General features: G+C 71.0%; 17 protein-coding genes. 8 read left to right on the top strand and 9 right to left on the bottom strand.

The window, feature by feature from the left end; translation table 11 throughout:
* The first annotated feature begins 23 nt into the window (after positions 1 to 23).
* Genes LG391_RS16235 through LG391_RS16205 form a run of 7 tightly spaced genes read left to right on the top strand, consistent with a single transcriptional unit; the run spans position 24 to position 6,381 of the window.
* The gene (locus LG391_RS16235; RefSeq protein WP_225769036.1) at positions 24 to 1,325 is read left to right on the top strand and encodes an amino acid deaminase; all 1,302 of its coding nucleotides are present in this window, start codon (positions 24 to 26) and stop codon (positions 1,323 to 1,325) included.
* 55 nt (positions 1,326 to 1,380) lie between these two features.
* Positions 1,381 to 2,049 carry an amino acid ABC transporter permease gene (locus LG391_RS16230; RefSeq protein ID WP_225769035.1) on the top strand — a complete coding sequence of 223 codons (669 nt, stop codon included), beginning with the start codon at positions 1,381 to 1,383 and terminating at the stop codon, positions 2,047 to 2,049.
* Positions 2,050 to 2,061: 12 nt separating this feature from the next.
* Positions 2,062 to 2,712, top strand: coding sequence for an amino acid ABC transporter permease (locus LG391_RS16225; RefSeq protein ID WP_225769034.1), 651 nt, complete (start codon positions 2,062 to 2,064; stop codon positions 2,710 to 2,712).
* Positions 2,699 to 3,427: an amino acid ABC transporter ATP-binding protein gene (locus tag LG391_RS16220; protein ID WP_225769033.1), complete on the top strand. Its 729-nt coding sequence runs from the start codon at positions 2,699 to 2,701 to the stop codon at positions 3,425 to 3,427. The genes LG391_RS16225 and LG391_RS16220 overlap by 14 nt, the downstream gene beginning before the upstream one ends.
* A 31-nt stretch (positions 3,428 to 3,458) precedes the next feature.
* Positions 3,459 to 4,250, top strand: a complete 792-nt coding sequence (locus LG391_RS16215; RefSeq protein WP_225769032.1) for a transporter substrate-binding domain-containing protein — start codon at positions 3,459 to 3,461, stop codon at positions 4,248 to 4,250.
* Positions 4,251 to 4,306: 56 nt separating this feature from the next.
* Complete coding sequence (locus LG391_RS16210) at positions 4,307 to 5,320, top strand: succinylglutamate desuccinylase/aspartoacylase family protein (RefSeq protein ID WP_225769031.1); 1,014 nt, start codon at positions 4,307 to 4,309, stop codon at positions 5,318 to 5,320.
* Between the two features lie 23 nt (positions 5,321 to 5,343).
* Positions 5,344 to 6,381: a substrate-binding domain-containing protein gene (locus LG391_RS16205; protein ID WP_225769030.1), complete on the top strand. Its 1,038-nt coding sequence runs from the start codon at positions 5,344 to 5,346 to the stop codon at positions 6,379 to 6,381.
* 209 nt (positions 6,382 to 6,590) lie between these two features.
* Here the strand turns inward: LG391_RS16205 and LG391_RS16200 are convergent, their stop codons facing one another.
* On the bottom strand, positions 6,591 to 7,388 hold the full coding sequence (locus LG391_RS16200) for a response regulator transcription factor (RefSeq protein WP_225769029.1): 798 nt from the start codon (positions 7,386 to 7,388) through the stop codon (positions 6,591 to 6,593).
* A 790-nt stretch (positions 7,389 to 8,178) separates the two neighbouring features.
* On the opposite strand from LG391_RS16200, the gene LG391_RS16195 reads away from it, so the two are divergent.
* Entirely contained in the window at positions 8,179 to 9,342 is a 1,164-nt protein-coding gene (locus LG391_RS16195) for an SEL1-like repeat protein (protein ID WP_225769028.1), read from the top strand.
* A 24-nt stretch (positions 9,343 to 9,366) separates the two neighbouring features.
* On the opposite strand, the gene LG391_RS16190 is transcribed toward LG391_RS16195, so the two are convergent.
* Genes LG391_RS16190 through LG391_RS16155 form a run of 8 tightly spaced genes read right to left on the bottom strand, consistent with a single transcriptional unit; the run spans position 9,367 to position 18,300 of the window.
* On the bottom strand, positions 9,367 to 10,248 hold the full coding sequence (locus tag LG391_RS16190) for an N-formylglutamate amidohydrolase (RefSeq protein WP_225769027.1): 882 nt from the start codon (positions 10,246 to 10,248) through the stop codon (positions 9,367 to 9,369).
* Positions 10,249 to 10,255: 7 nt separating this feature from the next.
* The gene (locus tag LG391_RS16185; RefSeq protein ID WP_225769026.1) at positions 10,256 to 11,812 is read right to left on the bottom strand and encodes a gamma-glutamyltransferase; all 1,557 of its coding nucleotides are present in this window, start codon (positions 11,810 to 11,812) and stop codon (positions 10,256 to 10,258) included.
* A complete protein-coding gene (locus LG391_RS16180; RefSeq protein WP_225769025.1) occupies positions 11,805 to 12,488 on the bottom strand; it encodes an RraA family protein in 684 nt (227 codons plus the stop codon). Before LG391_RS16180 ends, LG391_RS16185 begins: the two co-directional genes overlap by 8 nt.
* Positions 12,475 to 14,115, bottom strand: a complete 1,641-nt coding sequence (locus LG391_RS16175; protein WP_225769024.1) for an ABC transporter ATP-binding protein — start codon at positions 14,113 to 14,115, stop codon at positions 12,475 to 12,477. Before LG391_RS16175 ends, LG391_RS16180 begins: the two co-directional genes overlap by 14 nt.
* The gene (locus LG391_RS16170; protein ID WP_225769023.1) at positions 14,112 to 14,924 is read right to left on the bottom strand and encodes a creatininase family protein; all 813 of its coding nucleotides are present in this window, start codon (positions 14,922 to 14,924) and stop codon (positions 14,112 to 14,114) included. Before LG391_RS16170 ends, LG391_RS16175 begins: the two co-directional genes overlap by 4 nt.
* 4 nt (positions 14,925 to 14,928) lie before the next feature.
* A complete protein-coding gene (locus LG391_RS16165; RefSeq protein ID WP_225769022.1) occupies positions 14,929 to 16,506 on the bottom strand; it encodes an ABC transporter substrate-binding protein in 1,578 nt (525 codons plus the stop codon).
* 26 nt (positions 16,507 to 16,532) lie between these two features.
* On the bottom strand, positions 16,533 to 17,369 hold the full coding sequence (locus tag LG391_RS16160) for an ABC transporter permease (RefSeq protein ID WP_225769021.1): 837 nt from the start codon (positions 17,367 to 17,369) through the stop codon (positions 16,533 to 16,535).
* 10 nt (positions 17,370 to 17,379) lie between these two features.
* Positions 17,380 to 18,300 carry an ABC transporter permease gene (locus LG391_RS16155; RefSeq protein ID WP_225769020.1) on the bottom strand — a complete coding sequence of 307 codons (921 nt, stop codon included), beginning with the start codon at positions 18,298 to 18,300 and terminating at the stop codon, positions 17,380 to 17,382.
* Positions 18,301 to 18,460: the final 160 nt, after the last annotated feature.

Raw genomic sequence — 18,460 nt, 5'->3', positions numbered from 1 at the left:
GACAGGGAAGGGGAGCGGCGATCGTGGCCGACGGGATCATCGACATGCTGCATGACGGCATCCGGGGCGTGCCGCCGGGCGCCGGGCCGATCCCGCTGGACGAAGTGGCGGCGCAGGGCTGGCACCCGGCCGAGGGCGCGATGTCGCTGCCGGTGCTGACCCTGGACGAGGACGCCTTCGCCGCCAACCGCGCCCTGATGCTGCGCTATGCGGCGGAGCAGGGGGCGGCGATCGCACCGCATGCCAAGACGCCGATGGCGCCGGCGCTGGCAGCCTCGCTGGTCGCGGCCGGGGCCTGGGGCACCACGGTGGCGGACATCCGCCAGGCTGCGGTGATGCTGCGCGCCGGGCTGAACCGGCTGCTGCTGGCCAACCAGGTCGGCGGCCTGGGCGGCGCGCGCCGCCTGGCCCGGCTGCACGAGGCCTATCCCCGGGCCGAGATCTACGCCTTCGTCGATTCCCCGGAGGCCGCCGCGGCGCTCGACGCCGCCTGGCGCGAGGCGCGGCTGGCGCCGCTGCCGGTGCTGGTCGAGGTCGGGGCCGGCCGCGCCGGCGCCCGCGACCTGGCGGCGGCGGAGCGGGTGATCGCCGCGGTCAAGGCCAGCGAGGGCCGGCTGCGCCTGGCCGGAATCGGCGCCTATGAGGGCGCGGCGGCGACGGCGGATGCGGAGCGCACACAGGCGGCGATCGCCGGTCTCGCCGCGCTGGCGGCGGAGGCGTTCGGCAAGGTCCGCGCCGCCGTCGGGCCGCAGGCGCCGCTGATCCTGACCGCCGGCGGATCCACCTATTTCGACCTGATCGTGCGGCATCTCGGTCCCGTCGCGGCCGCCGACGGCAAGGCCCGGCTGGTGCTGCGCAGCGGCGCGATCTTCTTCCACGACCACGGCATCTACAAGCGCGGCCTGGCCGCGCTGGACGCCCGGCAGGGCTTCCGCCTGGGCGGCGAGCCCGCCAGCGCATCGGAGGGCTTCCGCCCGGCGCTGCGGATCTGGGCCGAGGTGCTGTCGCGGCCCGAGCCCGGCCTCGCCGTCTGCGGCATGGGCATGCGCGACGTCTCCCACGACCAGGACCTGCCGACGCCGCTGCGCCTGCACCGCGACGGCAAGCCGGCACACGGCTTCGCCGGGCCGAACGAGGCGAGGGTGGCGAAGCTGAACGACCAGCACGCCTTCCTGGCGCTGGGCGCCGGCAGCCCGGTCGCGGTCGGCGACGTGGTCGAGTTCGGCATCTCCCACCCCTGCACCTGCCTCGACCGCTGGCGGGTGATCTGGGGCGTCGACGGCCGGGGCCGCGTCCGGGCCGCCTATCCCACCTGCTTCGGCTGATCCGGCCCATGACCGCCGCCGTCGCGCTTTCTTGTCCCGAAAAGACAACGTTGTCATGGACCGATTGAACTTCCGGCCGCTCTGGCGCTACGAGGACCAGCTGCTGGACGGCGCCCTGATGACGCTGCTGCTGACCGGCATCGCCGCAGCGGCGGGTCTGGCGATCGGCGTCGCCGGGGCGCTGGCGCTGCGCCACAGCCCCCGGCCGCTGCGGCTGCTGGTCCGCGCCTATGTCGAGCTGATCCGCAACACCCCGGCGCTGATCCAGCTGTTCCTGATCTTCTTCGTGCTGCCGGGCCTGGGGCTGAAGCTGCCGCCCTTCGAGGCCGCGGCCGTGGCGCTGAGCCTCTATTTCGGCGCCTACGCCACCGAGATCGTGCGCTCCGGCCTCGACTCGATCCATCGCAGCCAGGTGGAGGCGGCGTCCTGCCTGGGGCTGACGCGCTGGCAGGTGTTTCGCCACGTCGTGCTGCCGCCGGCGCTGCGCAACGTCTACCCGTCGATCACCAGCCAGTTCGTGCTGCTGCTGCTCGGCTCCTCGCTCGCCTCCCAGGTCTCGGCGGAGGAGCTGTTCCACACCGCGGGATTTGTCGAGAGCCGCAGCTTCCGCAGCTTCGAGGTCTATGCCGTGGTCTGCGTCCTGTATCTGGCGATGGTGGCGGCCTTCAAGGCGCTGTTCGCGGCGGTGGGCCGGCTGGCCTTCCGCTGGCCGGTGCGGCGCTAGGGGAGGGGCCGGATGCGCGTTTTCTCCGCCGGCGACCTGCTGTCGCTGCTGTCCGCCCTGCAATGGACGGTGGCACTGACCCTGATCGCGCTGGGCTGCGGCGGGCCGCTGGCGCTCGGCCTCGCGGCGATGCGCGCCGGGCGGGCGGCGTTGCCGCGCTGGATCGCGGCGCTGCTGCTGCAGCTGGTACAGGGCGTGCCGCTGCTGGGCCTGCTGATGTTCTTCTATTTCGGTATGCCGGTGTTCCTCGGCGTCGACGTGCCGGCACTCACCGCCGTGGCCGTCGCCTACACCATCTGGACCGCGGTGTTCCTGGGCGAGATCTGGCGCGGCGGCATCGAGGCGGTGAAGCCGGCGCAGTGGGAGGCGGCGGAATGCCTCGGCCTGACCCGGTGGCAGCAGTTCCGCTGGGTGATCGGCCCGCAGGCCTTCCGCATCGCCCTGCCGGCAACGGTCGGCTTCCTGGTGCAGCTGGTGAAGAACACCTCGCTGGCGTCGGTCGTCGGCTTCGTCGAGCTGGCGCGGGCCGGGCAGATCGCCAGCGCCGCCACCTTCCAGCCGCTGCTGACCTACACCGTCGTCGCCGCGATCTACTTCGCGATCTGCTTTCCGCTGACCACCTGGTCGCGCTCGCTGGAGGCCCGTCTCAATGGCGCTCGTTGAAGTCCGGAACCTGAGCAAGCGCTTCGGCCCGGTCGAGGTGCTGAAGGGCGTCTCGCTGGATGTCGAGGAAGGCGAGATCGTCACCATCATCGGCCGTTCCGGCTCCGGCAAGTCGACGCTGCTGCGCTGCATCAACGCGCTGGAGTCGATCGAAGGCGGCGAGGTGCGGATCGAGGGCAGGCCGGTCCGCGCCGGGATGAAGGAGCTGCGGGCGCTGCGCCAGCGCGTTGGCATCGTGTTCCAGAGCTACAACCTGTTCCCGCATCTGACGGTCGAGCGCAACGTCACCCTGGCGCCGATCCTGACCGGCCGGATCCGCAAGGGCGAGGCGCGGGCGCTGGCGGCCGAGGTGCTGGGCCGGGTCGGGCTGGCCGACAAGATCGACGCCTGGCCCGAGCGGCTGTCCGGCGGCCAGCAGCAGCGCGTCGCCATCGCCCGCTGCCTTGCCATGTCGCCGCAGCTGATGCTGTTCGACGAGGTCACCTCCGCCCTCGACCCCGAGCTGGTGGGCGAGGTGCTGCGGGTGATGGAGCAGATGGCCCGCCAGGGCATGACCATGATCCTGGTGACGCACGAGATGGGCTTCGCCCGCAACGTCGCCACCAAGATCGTCTTCATGCATCAGGGCAAGGTCTGGGAGGAGGGGCCGCCGGACCGGATCTTCGGCGACCCGCAGACGCCGGAGTTGCGCAGCTTCATCGGTTCCGCGCAGTGACCCGAAGCAACAAACAGAAGGAGGTTCTCACATGATCACCGGATTCCGCCGCCTGCTGGCCGCCGCCGCGGCGGTCGCGGCCCTGGCCCTGCCGGCCGCGGCGCAGGCCGACAAGCTGCAGGACGTGCTCGACGCCGGCAAGCTCAGGGTCGGGGTGCTGATGGACGTGGCGCCCTGGGGCTTCAAGGACGAGAAGGGCGAGGCCATCGGCCTCGACATCGACCTGGCGAAGCTGATGGCCGCCGACATGGGCGTGGAACTCGAGCTGGTGCAGGTCACGGGCGCCAGCCGCATCCCGAGCCTCCTGGCCGATAAGGTCGACGTGCTGATCGCCGCCGCCGGGGCCACGCCGGAGCGGGCGCAGCAGGTCGCGTTCTCGCAGCCCTATGCCGCGGTCGACCTCGGCGTCTACGGGCCGAAGAGCATCAAGCCGTTCGAGGATGCCGCGGCCATGGCCGGGCACAGCATCGCCGTCGCCAAGGGCACGACGCTGGACCTGTGGCTGACCGAGAACGCGCCGGACGCCGCCTATAGCCGCTTCGAGGACGCGCCCTCGGCCGTCGCCGCCTATCTGTCGGGCCAGGCCGAGATGTTCGCCGAGAACAGCGCCATCGCCCGCACCGTGTCGCAGCAGAACCCGGGCAAGGAGGTGGAGCTGAAGTTCCTGATCCGCCAGTCGCCCGCTCATGTCGTGATCCCGCACGGCCAGCCGGACCTGCTGAACTGGATCAACACCTTCCTCTACTACAACCGCCTCAACGGCAAGCTGGCCAAGCTGCAGACCACCTGGTTCGGCGCGGCCCAGCAACTGCCCTTGATGTAAGTCTCTGCCGCCGTCCTTTCCGGGCGGCGGCATTCCCTGCGCCCCCGAGGACCGAGATGCATACGGGTCTGTTCCACACCATCGATTTCGACGCCGACGGCAAGGTCCTGGACCATCTGGGAATCCCCTTCTCGGTCGACCGGTCGCCCTATTTCCACGTCAAGGTCCCGGTCGCGCGGATCAGGAACGGCGACGGCCCGCGCGTGCTGCTGATGGCCGGCAACCACGGCGACGAATACGAGGGCGAGTTCGCCCTGGCCCGGCTGGTCCGCCGGCTGGACCCGGCCCGGATGAAGGGCGCCGTCACCATCCTGCCGATCGTCAACGCGCCGGCGGTGCGGGCGTCCAGGCGCTGCTCGCCGCTCGACGGCGGCAATCTCAACCGCGCCTTCCCGGGCGACCCGGACGGCCCCCCGACCCAGCGCATCGCCCATTTCCTCGAGCACGAGCTGTTCCCGCGCCACGACGTGGTGTTCGACCTGCATTCCGGCGGCACCTCGATGGCGCATCTGCCCTGCGCCCTGATCGAGCGCCATGCCGATCCGGCGCGGCAGGAGCGGGCGGTGGCGCTGATGCGGGCGCTGGGCCTGCCCTGGGGCTTCATCGCCGACAACGGGCCGGCGGCGCCGACCTCGATGGGCGCCGCGGCGCGGGCCGGCACGATCGGCCTGTCGGGCGAGTTCGGCGGCGGCGGGACGGTGACGCCGGCGACGATGCGTGGCGCTTCGGCCGCGATCGACGCGCTGCTGCTGGCGCTCGGCGTCATCGACGCGCCGCTGCTCGGGCCTGCACCGACGGCCGGGCCGATGCGCCTCCTGTCCCTGGCCCGGCACAGCCAGGCGATCTACGCCACGGCACCCGGCTGGTTCGAGCCGGCGGTCGAGGTCGGCGCTGAGGTCGCGGCCGGGGACCTGGCTGGCTGGATGCACGACCTGGATCGGCTGGAGGTGGCGGAGCAGCCGCTGCGCTTCGCCGAGGCCGGCGTCGTGATCTCGCACCGGTTGCACAGCCGGTGCGAACCGGGCGACTGTCTAATCCAGGTGGCCGAGGTGCTGGACACCGGCCGGTGAGGCGCAGGCGGGACGGAGGGGAGATGACGGATTCGGAGAAGCGGCCGCCCCGCATCGACGAGGTCGCACGGATCGCCGGGGTGTCGCCGATCACCGTCTCCCGCGCGCTGCGCCAGCCGGAGAAGGTGGCGGAGGAGAAGCGCCGCCGTATCCAGGCGGCGATCGAGCAGACCGGCTACGCGCCGAACCAGGACGCGATCCGCCTGCGCTCCGGCGGCCGCCCCGGGGCGGCGCTCGCCGCGGCCGCGCCCTCGACCCTGGTGGCGGCCTTCGTCTCGAACATCGCCAACCCGCAATTCTCCCGCGCGGTGCGGGCCTGCGCCGAGGTGCTGGAGCCGGCGGGCTACCGGTTGATGATGGGCGAGACCGCCTATTCCTATGCGCGCGAGACGGCGATGATCCGGTCGCTGCGCGACCTCAGACCCGCCGCGGTGATGTTCACCGGCGTGATCGAGCTGGAGGAGAACCGCGAGGCGCTGCGCGCGCTCGGCGTGCCGGTGATGGAGACCTGGGCCTATCCGCAGGACCCGATCGACATGCTGGTCGGCTTCTCCAACTTCGACGGCGGGCGGCTGGTCGGCGAGCATTTCGGCGAGCGCGGATACCGCCGCGTCGCCTATGTCGGGCGCGGCGGCGGCCGCGGCGTGCTGCGGCTGCAGGGCTTCAAGGAGGGCTTGGCCAAGCACGGGCTGCGCCCGGCGGCGGAGCTGCCGGTCGAGGGGCCGGCCGGCCTGGCCGAAGGGCGCCGGGCGATGGCCGCGCTGCTGGACCAGGGCGAGCCGCTCGACGCGGCGTTCTTCGGCAACGACCTGCTGGCGATCGGCGCGATGTTCGAGGCGCGGCGCCGCGGCATGGCCGTGCCGGGCGACCTGGCGGTCGCCGGCTTCGGCGACATCGAGCTGTCGGAGGCGCTGGAGCCGGGGCTGACGACGGTGCGGATCGACAGCGACGATATCGGTCGCCGCGCCGGCCGGATGCTGCTGACCCGCCTGGGCGGGGAGAGGCCGGAGCGCGGCATCGAGCTGGTCGAACTGAGCCTGGTGGTGCGGGCGAGCGGATAGGGGCGATCGGCGCGCCCTACGCCGAAAGGCGTACTTGGACCGGTCGAATAATATATTATGATCCCGGTGCTCCGACCGAGGAAATGAATGTGTCCGGGCCGTCACCCGGCACACGGTCTTGCGGATAAAGTATTCTTGCCCGTGTTGACGGATCGGGAAGGAACGCCTGGAGCTGGAAAGGCCGCCGCTGCGTGGCGGCCTTTTCCATGTCAGGCAGCGCAGGTTTCGACCGGGCGAGCCTTTGGAGATGAAAGGAAGCCATTCTTGGCTGCGTGCAGCTTGAAGGCGATCTCGGTCCGGTTCCGGGCCTGGAGCTTTTTCATGATGGCCCTGATGTGCACCTTCACGGTGCTCTCACTCAGGTCCAGCTCATAAGCGATGATCTTGTTCGGCCTGCCGAGGGCGACGGCCTCGGCGACAGCCGCCTGCCGTTCCGAAAGACCGAGCATGCTGTGGACGGATTGCTGGCGTCCCGGCTGCTCGCGACCGGAGTTCCGAAGCGCGCTGGCAGGGACGAAGGTGCCTCCGGCCATCGCGAGGCAAAGCGCTCCGATCGCGACATTCAGGCTGACGCTGGTGGGGATATAGCCGCGAACTCCCCGCGCCAGAATCTCGGCGATATGGCCTGGATCCTCGTTTTCGCCCAGCACAACCACAGGGATGTCGCGATGGGCGCCGATCAGGCCCCGAAGCTCGTCCTCAAGCGATGGATGGTCATTGCCGACCGAACCGCATTCCAGAAGGATCAGCGACGTGTCGCTCCGTTCCGGGCTCCGTTCCCATTCACCGATGTCGGCGAATGCGCGGACCCGAAATCGGCCGTCGCTCGACACGAGCGCCCGGGTCAATGTCTCCCGGCCCAGAGCACGTCGATCGATAATTGCGACCGTCACCGGGTTCGGAACGGAATGGTCGATGGCTCGGACACTGGTAATGGAATCGATTTCAGGTTCTGGCGCTCTGATGGTGTTGGGAAGCGCATCCGCTTCATTTTCGTTGAAAAGCATAATTGCCTCGTAGCCTGGTTGGGGATACTTCCCTTCCTGCTTCAATAGCTAGAGATCAAAGATATTTTTTGGTTGCGTATGGTTTCTTGTCGTTCTTCAGAGGCCGGTGCGGCCGGCAGGAATGCGGGCCGAAGTCCGGCGAAGTTCACTCCTATTTGTATTATATTTTATGCAAAATCAATCGAGTTCGACCTAAGCCTTTCGAACGAAAGCTATTCCCAAAGTGGTAATCGACCGTGGAGGTCCTCCGGACGGAGGAGCTCGTCACCGGTGCGGGAGATCGGGCAGGAGCAGCCTATCACGAGTGCCGGGGGCAACTGAGACCCGAAAGGCCATCCTGTCGACCGCGCAGGTCCGCGGCACCGCGACGAGTCCGAATTCATGACGGCGCCGGGCAAGCTCGCCCTGGCGGCAGCCAAGTTCATTCCGTGGCTCCATCGACAGGTACTGCAGATAATTTGAGCTAGATATAACAAAAGGGCATAAGATCAGAAGTCTACCCCGTTTGGCTGAATTGTCTGGCCGCCAGATCTCCAGTAGTCGATTGGCGGGGACCGAACACTTACCTGAATGCGCGTAGACCTGGCCGATCCCGAAGCCGGGTCTTGTCCTGTCGATCGGCGCCTGGCGCCATATCGACATCTCGCCGGAGCGGAGCCGAGGACGGTCCGGCAAAGATGCCCGGTGAGCATGAGCCGGGACCCGGTCACCGCGACCGTGACGGCCGTCGTGAACGACGGCATCTGCAGCTTCTGGTACGGCAAGGCCGGGAAACGGGCGAGGAGGTTGGGTGGACTCTCTGGCCGACGATGTGACTCGGCTCGGGCATGAGCCGGACAATTCCCGCGGAAGCGCCGCCCGCCGCGCGGTCGCGGCGCTGCTCGCATTCACCGTGGTCGGCTGCTCCACCCTGGACGAACTGGGGCTCGGCTGGGGGAGTGCCGGTTCGGCCGAAGCTCCGCAAGCATCCGCGCCCGATCCCGCAGCCCCGGCTCTGCAGCCTGCGCCCGCCGCCTCGGCGCCCGCTCTCAGGACAGCCGCGATATGGCCGGATGAAACCGGCACGCCCCGCGCGCCGGACAATTCCGCAGCCGAAGCGCCGCTGCCGGACAACGCCTCCCCCGAGCTGCGCGACCTGGCGCGCAGGGCCATGGCCGGCGATGCGAACGCCGAGTATGAGATCGGCACCCGCTTCGCACGCGGCATGGAAGTGCCGCAGAGCGATGAGCGAGCCGCGTATTGGTATCGCCGCGCCGCCGACCAGCGCAAAGCCGACGCGCTCTATGCCCTGGGCCTCGTCTATCTCAACGGCTCCGGCGTGCCGCGCGACGTCAGAGAGGCGATGAACTGGTTCCGCAGAGCCAGCATCGCCGGCAATCCGCGCGGTGCGTACGAGGTCGGCCGCCTCTATGAAAGCGGCGAGCTCGGGCCGCCCAACCCGCGCATCGCCGCCGGCTGGTACCGGATCGCGGCCGATGGCGGCGACGAGCAGGGCAAGCAGGCGCTGGCAAGGCTGCAGGCGTCTCCGGGCGTTGCCGCGTCGGCGATGCCCGGCACCGGTGTCGCCAGCCCGGACGCCGGCCGCCTCGCGCCGGCCCAAGCCACCACGGCCGCCACGAGCGCGGAGCCGGGCCTCGACAATCCGGCGGCCCAGGTTCCGGCGCCGGAGCCGACCAGCCGCCAGGCGGCAATCGCATCTCCATCGGCCGTGCCTGCGACGCCACCTGCGCTTGCCCCCGACCGGCCGGCGACCGGCGCCCAGATCCGGGAGATCCAGCAGCTGCTGGGAAGGCTGAACCTGGATGCGGGGCAGGCCAATGGCCGGCTGGGGCGCAGGACCCGGGCCGCCATCGCCACCTTCCAGCGGAGCCAGGGCCTGCCGGTCACGGGGCAGCCTTCGGCGGCGCTGCTGCAGGCGCTTCGCACCGCCGCCGAGCCGCCTCGCTTCGATTGACGGACGCGGTCGGGGCGACCAGCGTCAAGCCCCGCTCCCCGCATGGTCCCGCAGCACCCGGCCCAACGTCTCCAGATGGCCGCGCAGTGCCGCGAAGCCGGCGGTGCGCTCGCGGCTGTCTTCGTCCATGTACAGGCGGCGGTTGATCTCGATCTGCAGGCTGTGGCGGCCGCGGGGCGGGTCGGAATAGGCCGAGACCAGCTCGGCACCGCGGAACGGCACGTTCAGCGCGACCGAATAGCCGAGGCCACGCAGCGTCTCGGCGGCGAGCTGCACGAAGCCGGGCTCGCAGGCGGCGCCGTCATAGTCGCCGAGCACGAAATCCGGCCGCGCCGTCCCGGCCGGGTCGGGCGACAGGGCATGGCCATAGGCCGGCATCGAGTGGCAGTTGACGTGGTAGACCCGGCCGAAGGCGCCATGCACCGCGTCGAGCAGGGCTTTCAGCCGGTCGTGATAGGGCCGCCAGTAGCGCTCGATCCGGGCCTCGACCTCGGCCACGGTCAGGCGCCGGTCGTACATCGGCGCGTCGCCCCAGGCGTAGCGCCAGATCAGCCCCATGCCGCGCCGGGCCGAGGCGCTGTCGCGCACCGGATGCGGCCAGTGGCCCTCCACGAGGTCGAGATCGACGTCGAGCAGCGACCGGTTGACGTCGAGGAAGCTGCGCGGGAACTGCGCCACCAGGAAGGGCGCGCCGAGGTCCGGGGCGAAGTCGAACAGCGCGTCGACATGGGTGTCGGACGCCATGCGCACCAGCGCCGGCGGCACCGCCGGGCGGAAATCCGCGGGCAGCGCCAGGCCGCTGTGCGGGCTGTCGAACACCATCGGGCTCGGCAGCCCTCGTGGCGGGACGACGGTGAGGACGCCGTCGATCTCGACGGCGTCGATGCGGAGGGCGGGCTGGGTCATCGCTCGATCAGCGGGTGGCGGCGGAGGCCTGGGAGGCGGGGTAGGTGGTGTCGGCCATGCCGGTGAAGCCGCCGCCCTCGCGGGCGATGGCCGAGGGCGAGGCGAAGGGGCGGGGATAGACCGCACGCTGGGCCGGGCGGACCGGGCCCAGCGGCTCAAGCGCCGCGACGCAATCCGCCGGCAGGTCGATGTCGACGGTGATCCCGACGGCCGGGCCGGCATTGATGCGCGGCGCGTTCAGCGCGGCCTCGACGCCCATCCCGGCATGCAGCAGCATCGCCGAGACCTGGGCCAGCGCCGGCACGATCTGGTTGCCGCCGGAGGCGCCGAGCACGGCGAAGGGGCCGTCGGAATCGGTGATCGCCACCGGGCACATGTTGTTCGGCCCGAAGGCGCCGGGCCGCAGGCTGTTGGCCCGGCCGGGCCGGGGGTCGAACCAGGACATGCCGTTGTTCAGCAGCACGCCGGTCGCGGGCGACAGCACCCGGGCGCCGAAGCGGTTCAGCAGGGTGAAGGTCAGCGCCACCATGCGACCGTCGCGGTCGGCGGCGTTGAGCTGGGTGGTGCTGGAGGTGGTGCTCAGCTCCGCCGGGATCAGGCGAGCGCGATGGCCGGCGAAGGCGTCGCGCAGCGCCGCGGTCATCGCCGTGTAGAAGCCGGGGTCGAGCGGCCCGGCGCCGCGCCGCGCGTCGAAGTGTCGGAGGGCGTCGTGCAGCCGGCGGCCGCCGCTGCTGTCGCCGGCGACATGGACCTGCCGGCCGGCGATCCCGGCCGCGGAAGCCGGGTAGACGCTCGGCTGATAGGCGGCCAGGTCCTCGGCGGTGATGAAGCTGCCGCCGCGGCGCAAATCCTCGGCCAGGCGCTCGGCGATACGGCCGGTGTAGAAATCCTCCGGCCCGGCCTCGGCCAGCCGCTCCAGCGTCGCGGCCAGCGCCGGCAGCGGCAGCACCGTCTCCGGCTCGGGCACCGTGTCGCCGGGCATCAGCACGGCGCGGGCGCCGTCGTCGCGCCGCAGATCGGATTCGGCCATGGCGATGGCCAGGGTGGCGTGCCAGTCGACCGCCATGCCCTTGCGGGCCCGTTCGATCGCCGGGGCCAGGGCGCGGTCGAAGCCGATCGTGCCGAAGCGCCGCAGCGCCTCGGCCAGGCCGCGGACGCAGCCGGGGACCACCGCCGCGGTATAGCCGCGGACATTCGCCTGGCCGGCCGAGGCCGGCATGCCGAGGAAGGTGACGGAACCCTCCGGATCCGGCCGGTAGGCCTCGGGGTCGAAGCGCAGCGGCGCGCGGCCGGTGAACTCCACCACCTCGACCCGGCCGTCCGGCTCTGCCACCATCAGATAGCCGCAGGCGCCGAGGCCGCTCATCCAGGGCTCGACCGTCTGCAGCACGAGGGCGCCGGTGACCGCGGCGTCGACGGCGTTGCCGCCGGCCTCCAGCACCGCGGCGCCGGCCTCGGCCGCGGCATAGTGCTGGGAGGTGACGACGCCGTGCGGCCCGGCGGCGGCCGGCTTGCTCAGGCGCCAGCGCTCGACCCGGGCGGTGGCGAAATGGGGATCAGCCATGATGGGCCTCCTGGTCGGCGGCGACCAGGCGACTTGCGCCGGAGATGTCGCCCAGCGCCTGCCCGGCCCGGGCGCGGGCCTGCCGCTCGGCGATCCGCGCCTCGCGGGCGATCGCCTCGTCCGCCGCGGCCTCGGCCTCGCCGGGCGGCAGGACCAGCACGCCGGTGGCATCGGCCAGGATCGCGTCGCCCGGCAGCACCGGGACGTTGCCGCAGGCGACCGGCAGGTTCAGCGCCCCGCCCAGATCGTTCAGCCGGGTGGTGATGGCGGAGGCGCCGCGGCACCAGGCCGGCAGCCCGGCCTCGCGGATCTCCTCCGGGTCGGTGCAGGGGCCGTCGAGCACGACCGCCACGGCGCCGGCCCGCTTCACCGCCCGGGCCACGCCGCCGCCGAGGCAGGCGTGGCGGTCGTCGCCCAGCCGGTCGATCACCAGCACGTCGCCGGGCCGCAGCAGGCCGACGGCGTGGTGCAGCAGGGTCGAATCCGTGCCCGGGATCGCCACCGTGACGGCGGTGCCGACCAGCGTGCCGCGCACCGGCTGCAGCGGCGCGATGCTGCGGTGGACGAAGCCGCGATGGCGGAAATGGCCGATCGTGGCGATCTCGACCCGGGCCAGCTTCTCGGCCAGCGCCGGGGCGATCTGCGGCGGCACGGCGCCGATCTCATACTTTCTCATGCAGCCTCGCTCCTTCCGGCCCGGCGTCGTCCCGGCCCCAGTCGCGGCCGGGCACGGCCGACAGCAGCTCGCGGGTGTAGGCCTCGCGCGGGGCGCCGAAGAGGGCGGCGGGTTCGCCCTCCTCGACGATGCGGCCCTGGCGCATCACCGCGATGCGGTCGCAGATCCGGCTGGCCACGCGCAGGTCGTGGGTGATGAACAGCATGGCGAAACCCAGCCGCTGCTGCATCTCGGCCAGCAGGTCCAGGATCTGGGCCTGGACCGAGACGTCGAGCGCCGAGACCGATTCGTCGGCGATCAGCAGGTCCGGCTCGATCGCCAGCGCCCGGGCGATGCAGATGCGCTGGCGCTGGCCGCCGGAGAATTCGTGCGGGAACCGGCCGGCCGCCTCGGCGTCGAGGCCGACGGCCTGCAGCAGCGTCAGCGCGCGCTGGCGGGCCTCGGCCCGGTCGACGCCATGGATCACCGGCCCTTCGGCGATCGCGGCGCCGACGCTCTGCCGCGGGTCGAGCGCGCTGTAGGGGTCCTGGAACACGATCTGCACCCGCCGCCGCGCCGCCCGCAGCGCCTTGCCCCTGAGGGCGGAGAACGATCCTCCCGGCAGGGTGATGTCGCCGCGCTCGGGCTCGATCAGCCGGATCACGCATTGCGCCAGGGTGGACTTGCCGGAGCCGGATTCGCCGACCAGCCCCAGCGTCTCGCCGCGGCGGATCTCGACATCGACCCCGTCCACCGCCCTGACGCTGCGGCCGCCGCCGAACAGGCCGGACTTGCGGAAGGTCTTGGCGATGCCCTTGGCCGAGACGGCGACCGGCCCCAGCCCGGGCCGGGCGCGCCGCGGCTCCAGCACCGGCACGGCGGCCAGCAGGTCGCGGGTGTAGTCCGCCTGCGGCCGGCGCAGCACCCGGTCGCGCGGGCCTTCCTCGACCAGCCGGCCGTTCTGCATCACCGCGACTCGGTCGGCGATCTCGGCGACCACGCCGAAGTCGTGGGTGATGAACAGGATGCCGGTGCCGTGACGCTGCCGCAGGTCCAGCATCAGCCGCAGGATCTGCGCCTGGGTGGTGACGTCGAGCGCGGTGGTCGGCTCGTCGGCAATCAGGATGGCGGGCTCCAGCGCCAGCGCCGTTGCGATCATCACCCGCTGGCACTGCCCGCCGGACAGCTGGTGCGGGTAGCTGTGGTACAGCTGCTCCGGGTCGGGCAGGCGGACCTCGCGGAACAGCGCCAGCACGCGCTCGCGGATCTCGGCGGCGGAGAGCTTCGTGTGCAGCCGGAAGGTCTCGGCCACCTGGTCGCCGACCCGGTAGATCGGGTTCAGGGCGGCGCCCGGCTCCTGGAAGATCATGGCGAGGCGGCGGCCGGAGAGGTCGCGCCGCTCGCGCTCGGCCAGCGCCAGCAGGTCGCGGCCCTCGAACAGCACGCGGCCGCTCGGCTCCGGCAGGTTGGCCGGCAGCAGCCCCATCACCGCCAGGGCCGTCATCGACTTGCCGGAGCCGGATTCGCCGACGACGCAGAGGATCTCGCCGCGGCCGAGCGTCAGCGACAGGCCGGAGACGGCATCCGGTCGCTGTGCCGCCGGCGGCAGCGGCACGCGCAGATCCTCGATGGCGAGAAGCGGCGTCATGCCGGCGCCGCCTCGACCCGGCGCGGGTCGCAGCGGCGGAAATGGGCGACGAAGCGGGCGGTGAATCCCACGATGTGCTCGACGATCCGGGCGCCTTTCGCGGCGTCGGCCAGGGCCGGGTCGCCGCCCAGCATGCCGTCCGGATTGACCTCGGTGACGTCGAGCGGGACCTGCACCGGCAGCCCCTCGAAGCTGACCGCGGCAACGCCGTCGGTCGGCAGGCCGAAGGCGCGGGAGGGCGTCGCCGGGCGCACCAGGTCGGGCCGCATCATCTCCGGGAACAGGTGCAGATAGACCGAGGTCAGCGGGTCGCCGCCATGGCCGCGGGCCCGGCCGGCGGCGTCGCCGTGCAGCTCCCGCCACAGCTCCGGCGGGATCAGGCGCCAGATGTTCAGCGCCGCCACCGCCACGCCGCGCTCGCGGCGCAGGCGGCGCAGCGTCTGGTCGATCAGGGGGGCGTTCGAGCTGTGGCCGTTGAACACCACCAGATGCTCGACGCCATGGTCGAGGAAGGCGGTGACCGTGTCTTCCAGCACCGCCGAGAAGGTCTCGGCGCGCAGCTGGATGCCGCCCGGCACGGTGCGGAAGAAATCGGCATAGCCGAAGGGGACGGTGGGGGCGGCGATCGCGTCCGCCGCCTCCGCCGCCAGCAGCGACAGCCGCTCGGTCAGCATGTAGTCGCCCATCGGGGCGTGCGGGCCCTGCTCCTCCTGGCTGCCGAAGGGCAGCAGGACGACCGGGCGCTCGGCCAGACGCTCGCGGAACTCCACGAAGGTCATGTCCTTCAGGGCGTGCTTGCGCGGCGGCATCGGGTCAGCCCAGCTTCAGGTAGCCGCCATACATGCGCATGTCGCTGTCGCCGATCGGCGTCCACGCGATGTCGGCGCGATGGGCCCAGTTGTAGACGCTCTTCCACAGGTAGAAGCCGGGCGTCACCCGCTGCCATTCCTCGGACAGGGCCAGATAGGCCGCCTTGCGCTTCTCGAACTCGGTCTCCTTCTCGAAGGCGCGGCCCAGCTCGACGAACTTCTCGGTCGGGGTCCAGGACTTCCAGCTGGCGGTAGACCGGGTCGCGGTCGGGCCCCAGTCCAGCCACAGCGGCTGGTACGGGTCGCCCGGGATGAAATCCGAGCTCATCGACATGTTCATCAGATGGTAGGGGCGGCGGTAGACCAGCTCGAAATTGTCCAGCACCACGGCCTCGACATTGACCCCGATCTCGCGCCACTGCTCGACCATGATCTCGGCCGCGGCCTCGTAGTTCGGGTAGAACTGCCGGGTGATGTGCCAGCGCAGCTTCTGGCCGTCGTAGCTGGTCTCCTTGACCAGGGCCTTGGCCCGTTCCGGGTCGTAGGGCAGCTTCGGCTTCAGCTCCGGGTCGTAGAACCGGCCGTATTCCGGGAAGTTGAACGGCACCGCCGGGTGGAAGGTGGCGTCGCCGAACAGGGCGGCCACGATCTCGTCCATGTTGACGCCCTGGACCATGGCGTAGCGCAGCTTCGGGTCGACCAGCGGGTTGTCCGGCGGGTCGGGCAGGGTGTTGAAGGCGAACGCCGGGTAGTTCTCGACCTGGCGCCGTATCAGCTTGACGTCGGAATAGCCCTGCAGCGTCGGTTCCTGGTCGGTCGGGATGTTGACGATGAAGTCGAACTCCTTCGACACCAGCCCGGCCAGGCGCGCCGCGAATTCCGGCACGATCTTCCACACCAGCTGCCGCGCCGGCGGCGGGTCGCCCCAATAACCGTCGAAGGCGTCCAGCACCATCACCTCGCCGGAGCGGAAGGTGGTGACCTTGTACGGGCCGGTGCCGATCGGCGCCTGGCCGAAGCGGTCGACCCCGACCTCGAGATAGTATTTCTTCGGCACCACCAGGCCGATATTGCCGGTCAGCTTGCCCGGGACGTTGGGGTCGGGCGTGGCGGTCTCGATCTCGATCGTATGGGTGCCGGTGGCCTCGACCCGCTTGAAGCCGGCGGTGAAGGTCTTGCCGCGCGGCTCGAACGGCTTCGGCCCCCACAGCCGGTCGGCGCCGAGGGTGAAGGCGACGTCCTCGGCCGTCATCTCCGTGCCGTCATGGAACTTCACGCCCTGGCGCAGCTCGATAGTCCAGACCGTGCCGTTCCGGTCCCACTTCGTCGCCAGCTTGGGCTGCAGCGTGAGGCCGTTGGGGTCGGAGAGGTAGTCGCGCTCGATCAGCGCTTCGTAGAAGTTCGGGAAGATCCGGTTCGAGGTGGTGCTGAGGCCGTTGATCGGCGACATCATCTGCCACAGGTTGTCGACCGCGATGGTCAGCACCGGCCGGTCCGCCGCCCGCCCGTATCGCAGCGGCGTGGCCAGCGAGACGGCGCCCGCGCCGAGCGCCAGCTTGCCGAAACCGCGTCTTGTGAACATCGAAGCCTCCGTTGCTTGTTTCGTTTTCAGGCGGTGCGGTGGCGCAGCATCGGGTCCAGCCGGTCGCGCAGCCAGTCGCCGACGATGCTCATCGACAGGGTGACGGCGAAGATCACGAGGCCGGGCCAGACCGCGATCCACCAGGCGCTGGAGAGATACTCGCGGCCGTCGCCGAGGATCTGGCCCAGGCTGGTCAGGGGCGGCTGGATGCCGAGGCCGAGGAAGCTCAGCGAGGTCTCGAGCAGGATGATCTGCGGGAAGTTCAGCGTGACCTGGACGATCAGCGCGCTCGCCACATTCGGCAGGATGTGCCGCAGGTAGAGCCGCATCGGCGGGGCGCCCAGCGCCACCACCGCCTTGGCATAGGGCTGGCTGGCGGCGGACAGGACCACGCCGCGCGCCAGCCGGGCGGAGGATTCCCAGCCATGCAGCCCCATCAGGATGACGAACAGCGTCAGGCTGTTGCCGAAGAAGGCCAGGAGGGTCAGGGCGATCAGGATAAAGGGCAGCGACGCCTGGAAGTCGACCAGCATCATCAGCGACTCCTCGACCCAGCCGCGGAAATGCGCGGCGATGAAGCCGATGGCGCTGCCGACGACGGCCCCGATCAGCGTGCCGGCGACGGCGACCGACAGCGACATCTGCAGCCCGCCGACCAGCCGGGCCACCATGTCGCGGCCGAGCCGGTCGGTGCCCAGCAGGTAGCGCGGGTCGCCGCCCAGGAAGGACGGCGGCTTCAGCCGGGCCAGCAGGTTCTGCTGGGTCACGCCGTACGGAGTCAGCCAGCCGCCGAACAGGGCGGCCAGCAGCGCCGCCGCCAGGATCGCGAAGGCCGCTGCGAGGAACCAGGGGAAGCGCCGCATCGCCCGCCCCTCAGCGCGCCGTGCGGATGCGGGGGTCGAGCAGCCCGTACAGCAGGTCGACCGCGAGGTTGGCCGCGACCATGGTGGCGGCGACCAGCAGCACCAGCGCCTGCACCACGGCAAGGTCGCGCGAGGTCACGGCGGTGACCAGGAGGCGGCCGATGCCGGGCCAGGCGAACACCGTCTCCACCACCACCGCGCCGCCGACCAGCGCGCCGAGATTGAGGCCGATGATGGTGACGATCGGGATGGCGGCGTTGGGCAGGGCATGGCGCAGCACCCGGACCAGGGGCGGCGCGCCCTTCGCCGCCGCGGCGCGCATATAGGGCTTGGCCAGCACCTCCAGCATCGCCGAACGGGTGAAGCGCGCCAGCGTGCCGGCGGTGTAGACGCCCAGCGTCGCGGCCGGCATCAGCAGGTGCAGGATCGAGCCGGTGCCCGAGCTCGGCAGCCATTGCAGCGTCAGGGAGAACAGGAGGATCAGCAGGATGCCGAGAAAGAAGTTCGGCAGGGCGAAGCCGAACACGGCGAAGCCCATCACCAGCCGGTCGAGGGCGGAGCCGCGGCGCAGCGCCGCGACGATGCCGGCCGGCACCCCGACCAGGATGGCGACGGCATAGGCGGAGAGGCCGAGCAGCACGGTCCAGGGCACGCGCTCGGCGATGATCTCCGTCACCGGCCTTCCGTCGCGGTAGGAGGTGCCGAACTGGCCCGACGCCATCTGCACGACATAGCGCAGATACTGTTCGGGCAGCGGCCGGTCGAGGCCCCAGGCCTCGCGGAACTGCGCGATCTCCTCATTGGTGGCGTCCGGCCCCAGCAGCGACTGCACCGGGTCGCCCGAGACCCGCAGCACGATGAAGGCGAAGGTCACGACGAACCAGAGCGTCAAGAGGGTCCGCGCGGCTTTCACCGACCAGAAGCGCACCATGCAGCAGCCTTCTCTCCGTCGTCGGGGCGGGCAGGGCCTGTCTCGGGAGGGCGCCCGCGATCGGCAAGAAAGGGTCCGATCCGGGGCGTCGAGGGCGGTAGCGAACCACAGCGATCCCATGGGATCTATCATAAAATTACAGGGGGATTTATATGTCAGA

It is taken from the genome of Inquilinus sp. Marseille-Q2685, assembly GCF_916619195.1.
GTDB lineage: Bacteria > Pseudomonadota > Alphaproteobacteria > DSM-16000 > Inquilinaceae > Inquilinus.
This window is presented reverse-complemented; position numbering and strand designations above follow the sequence as displayed.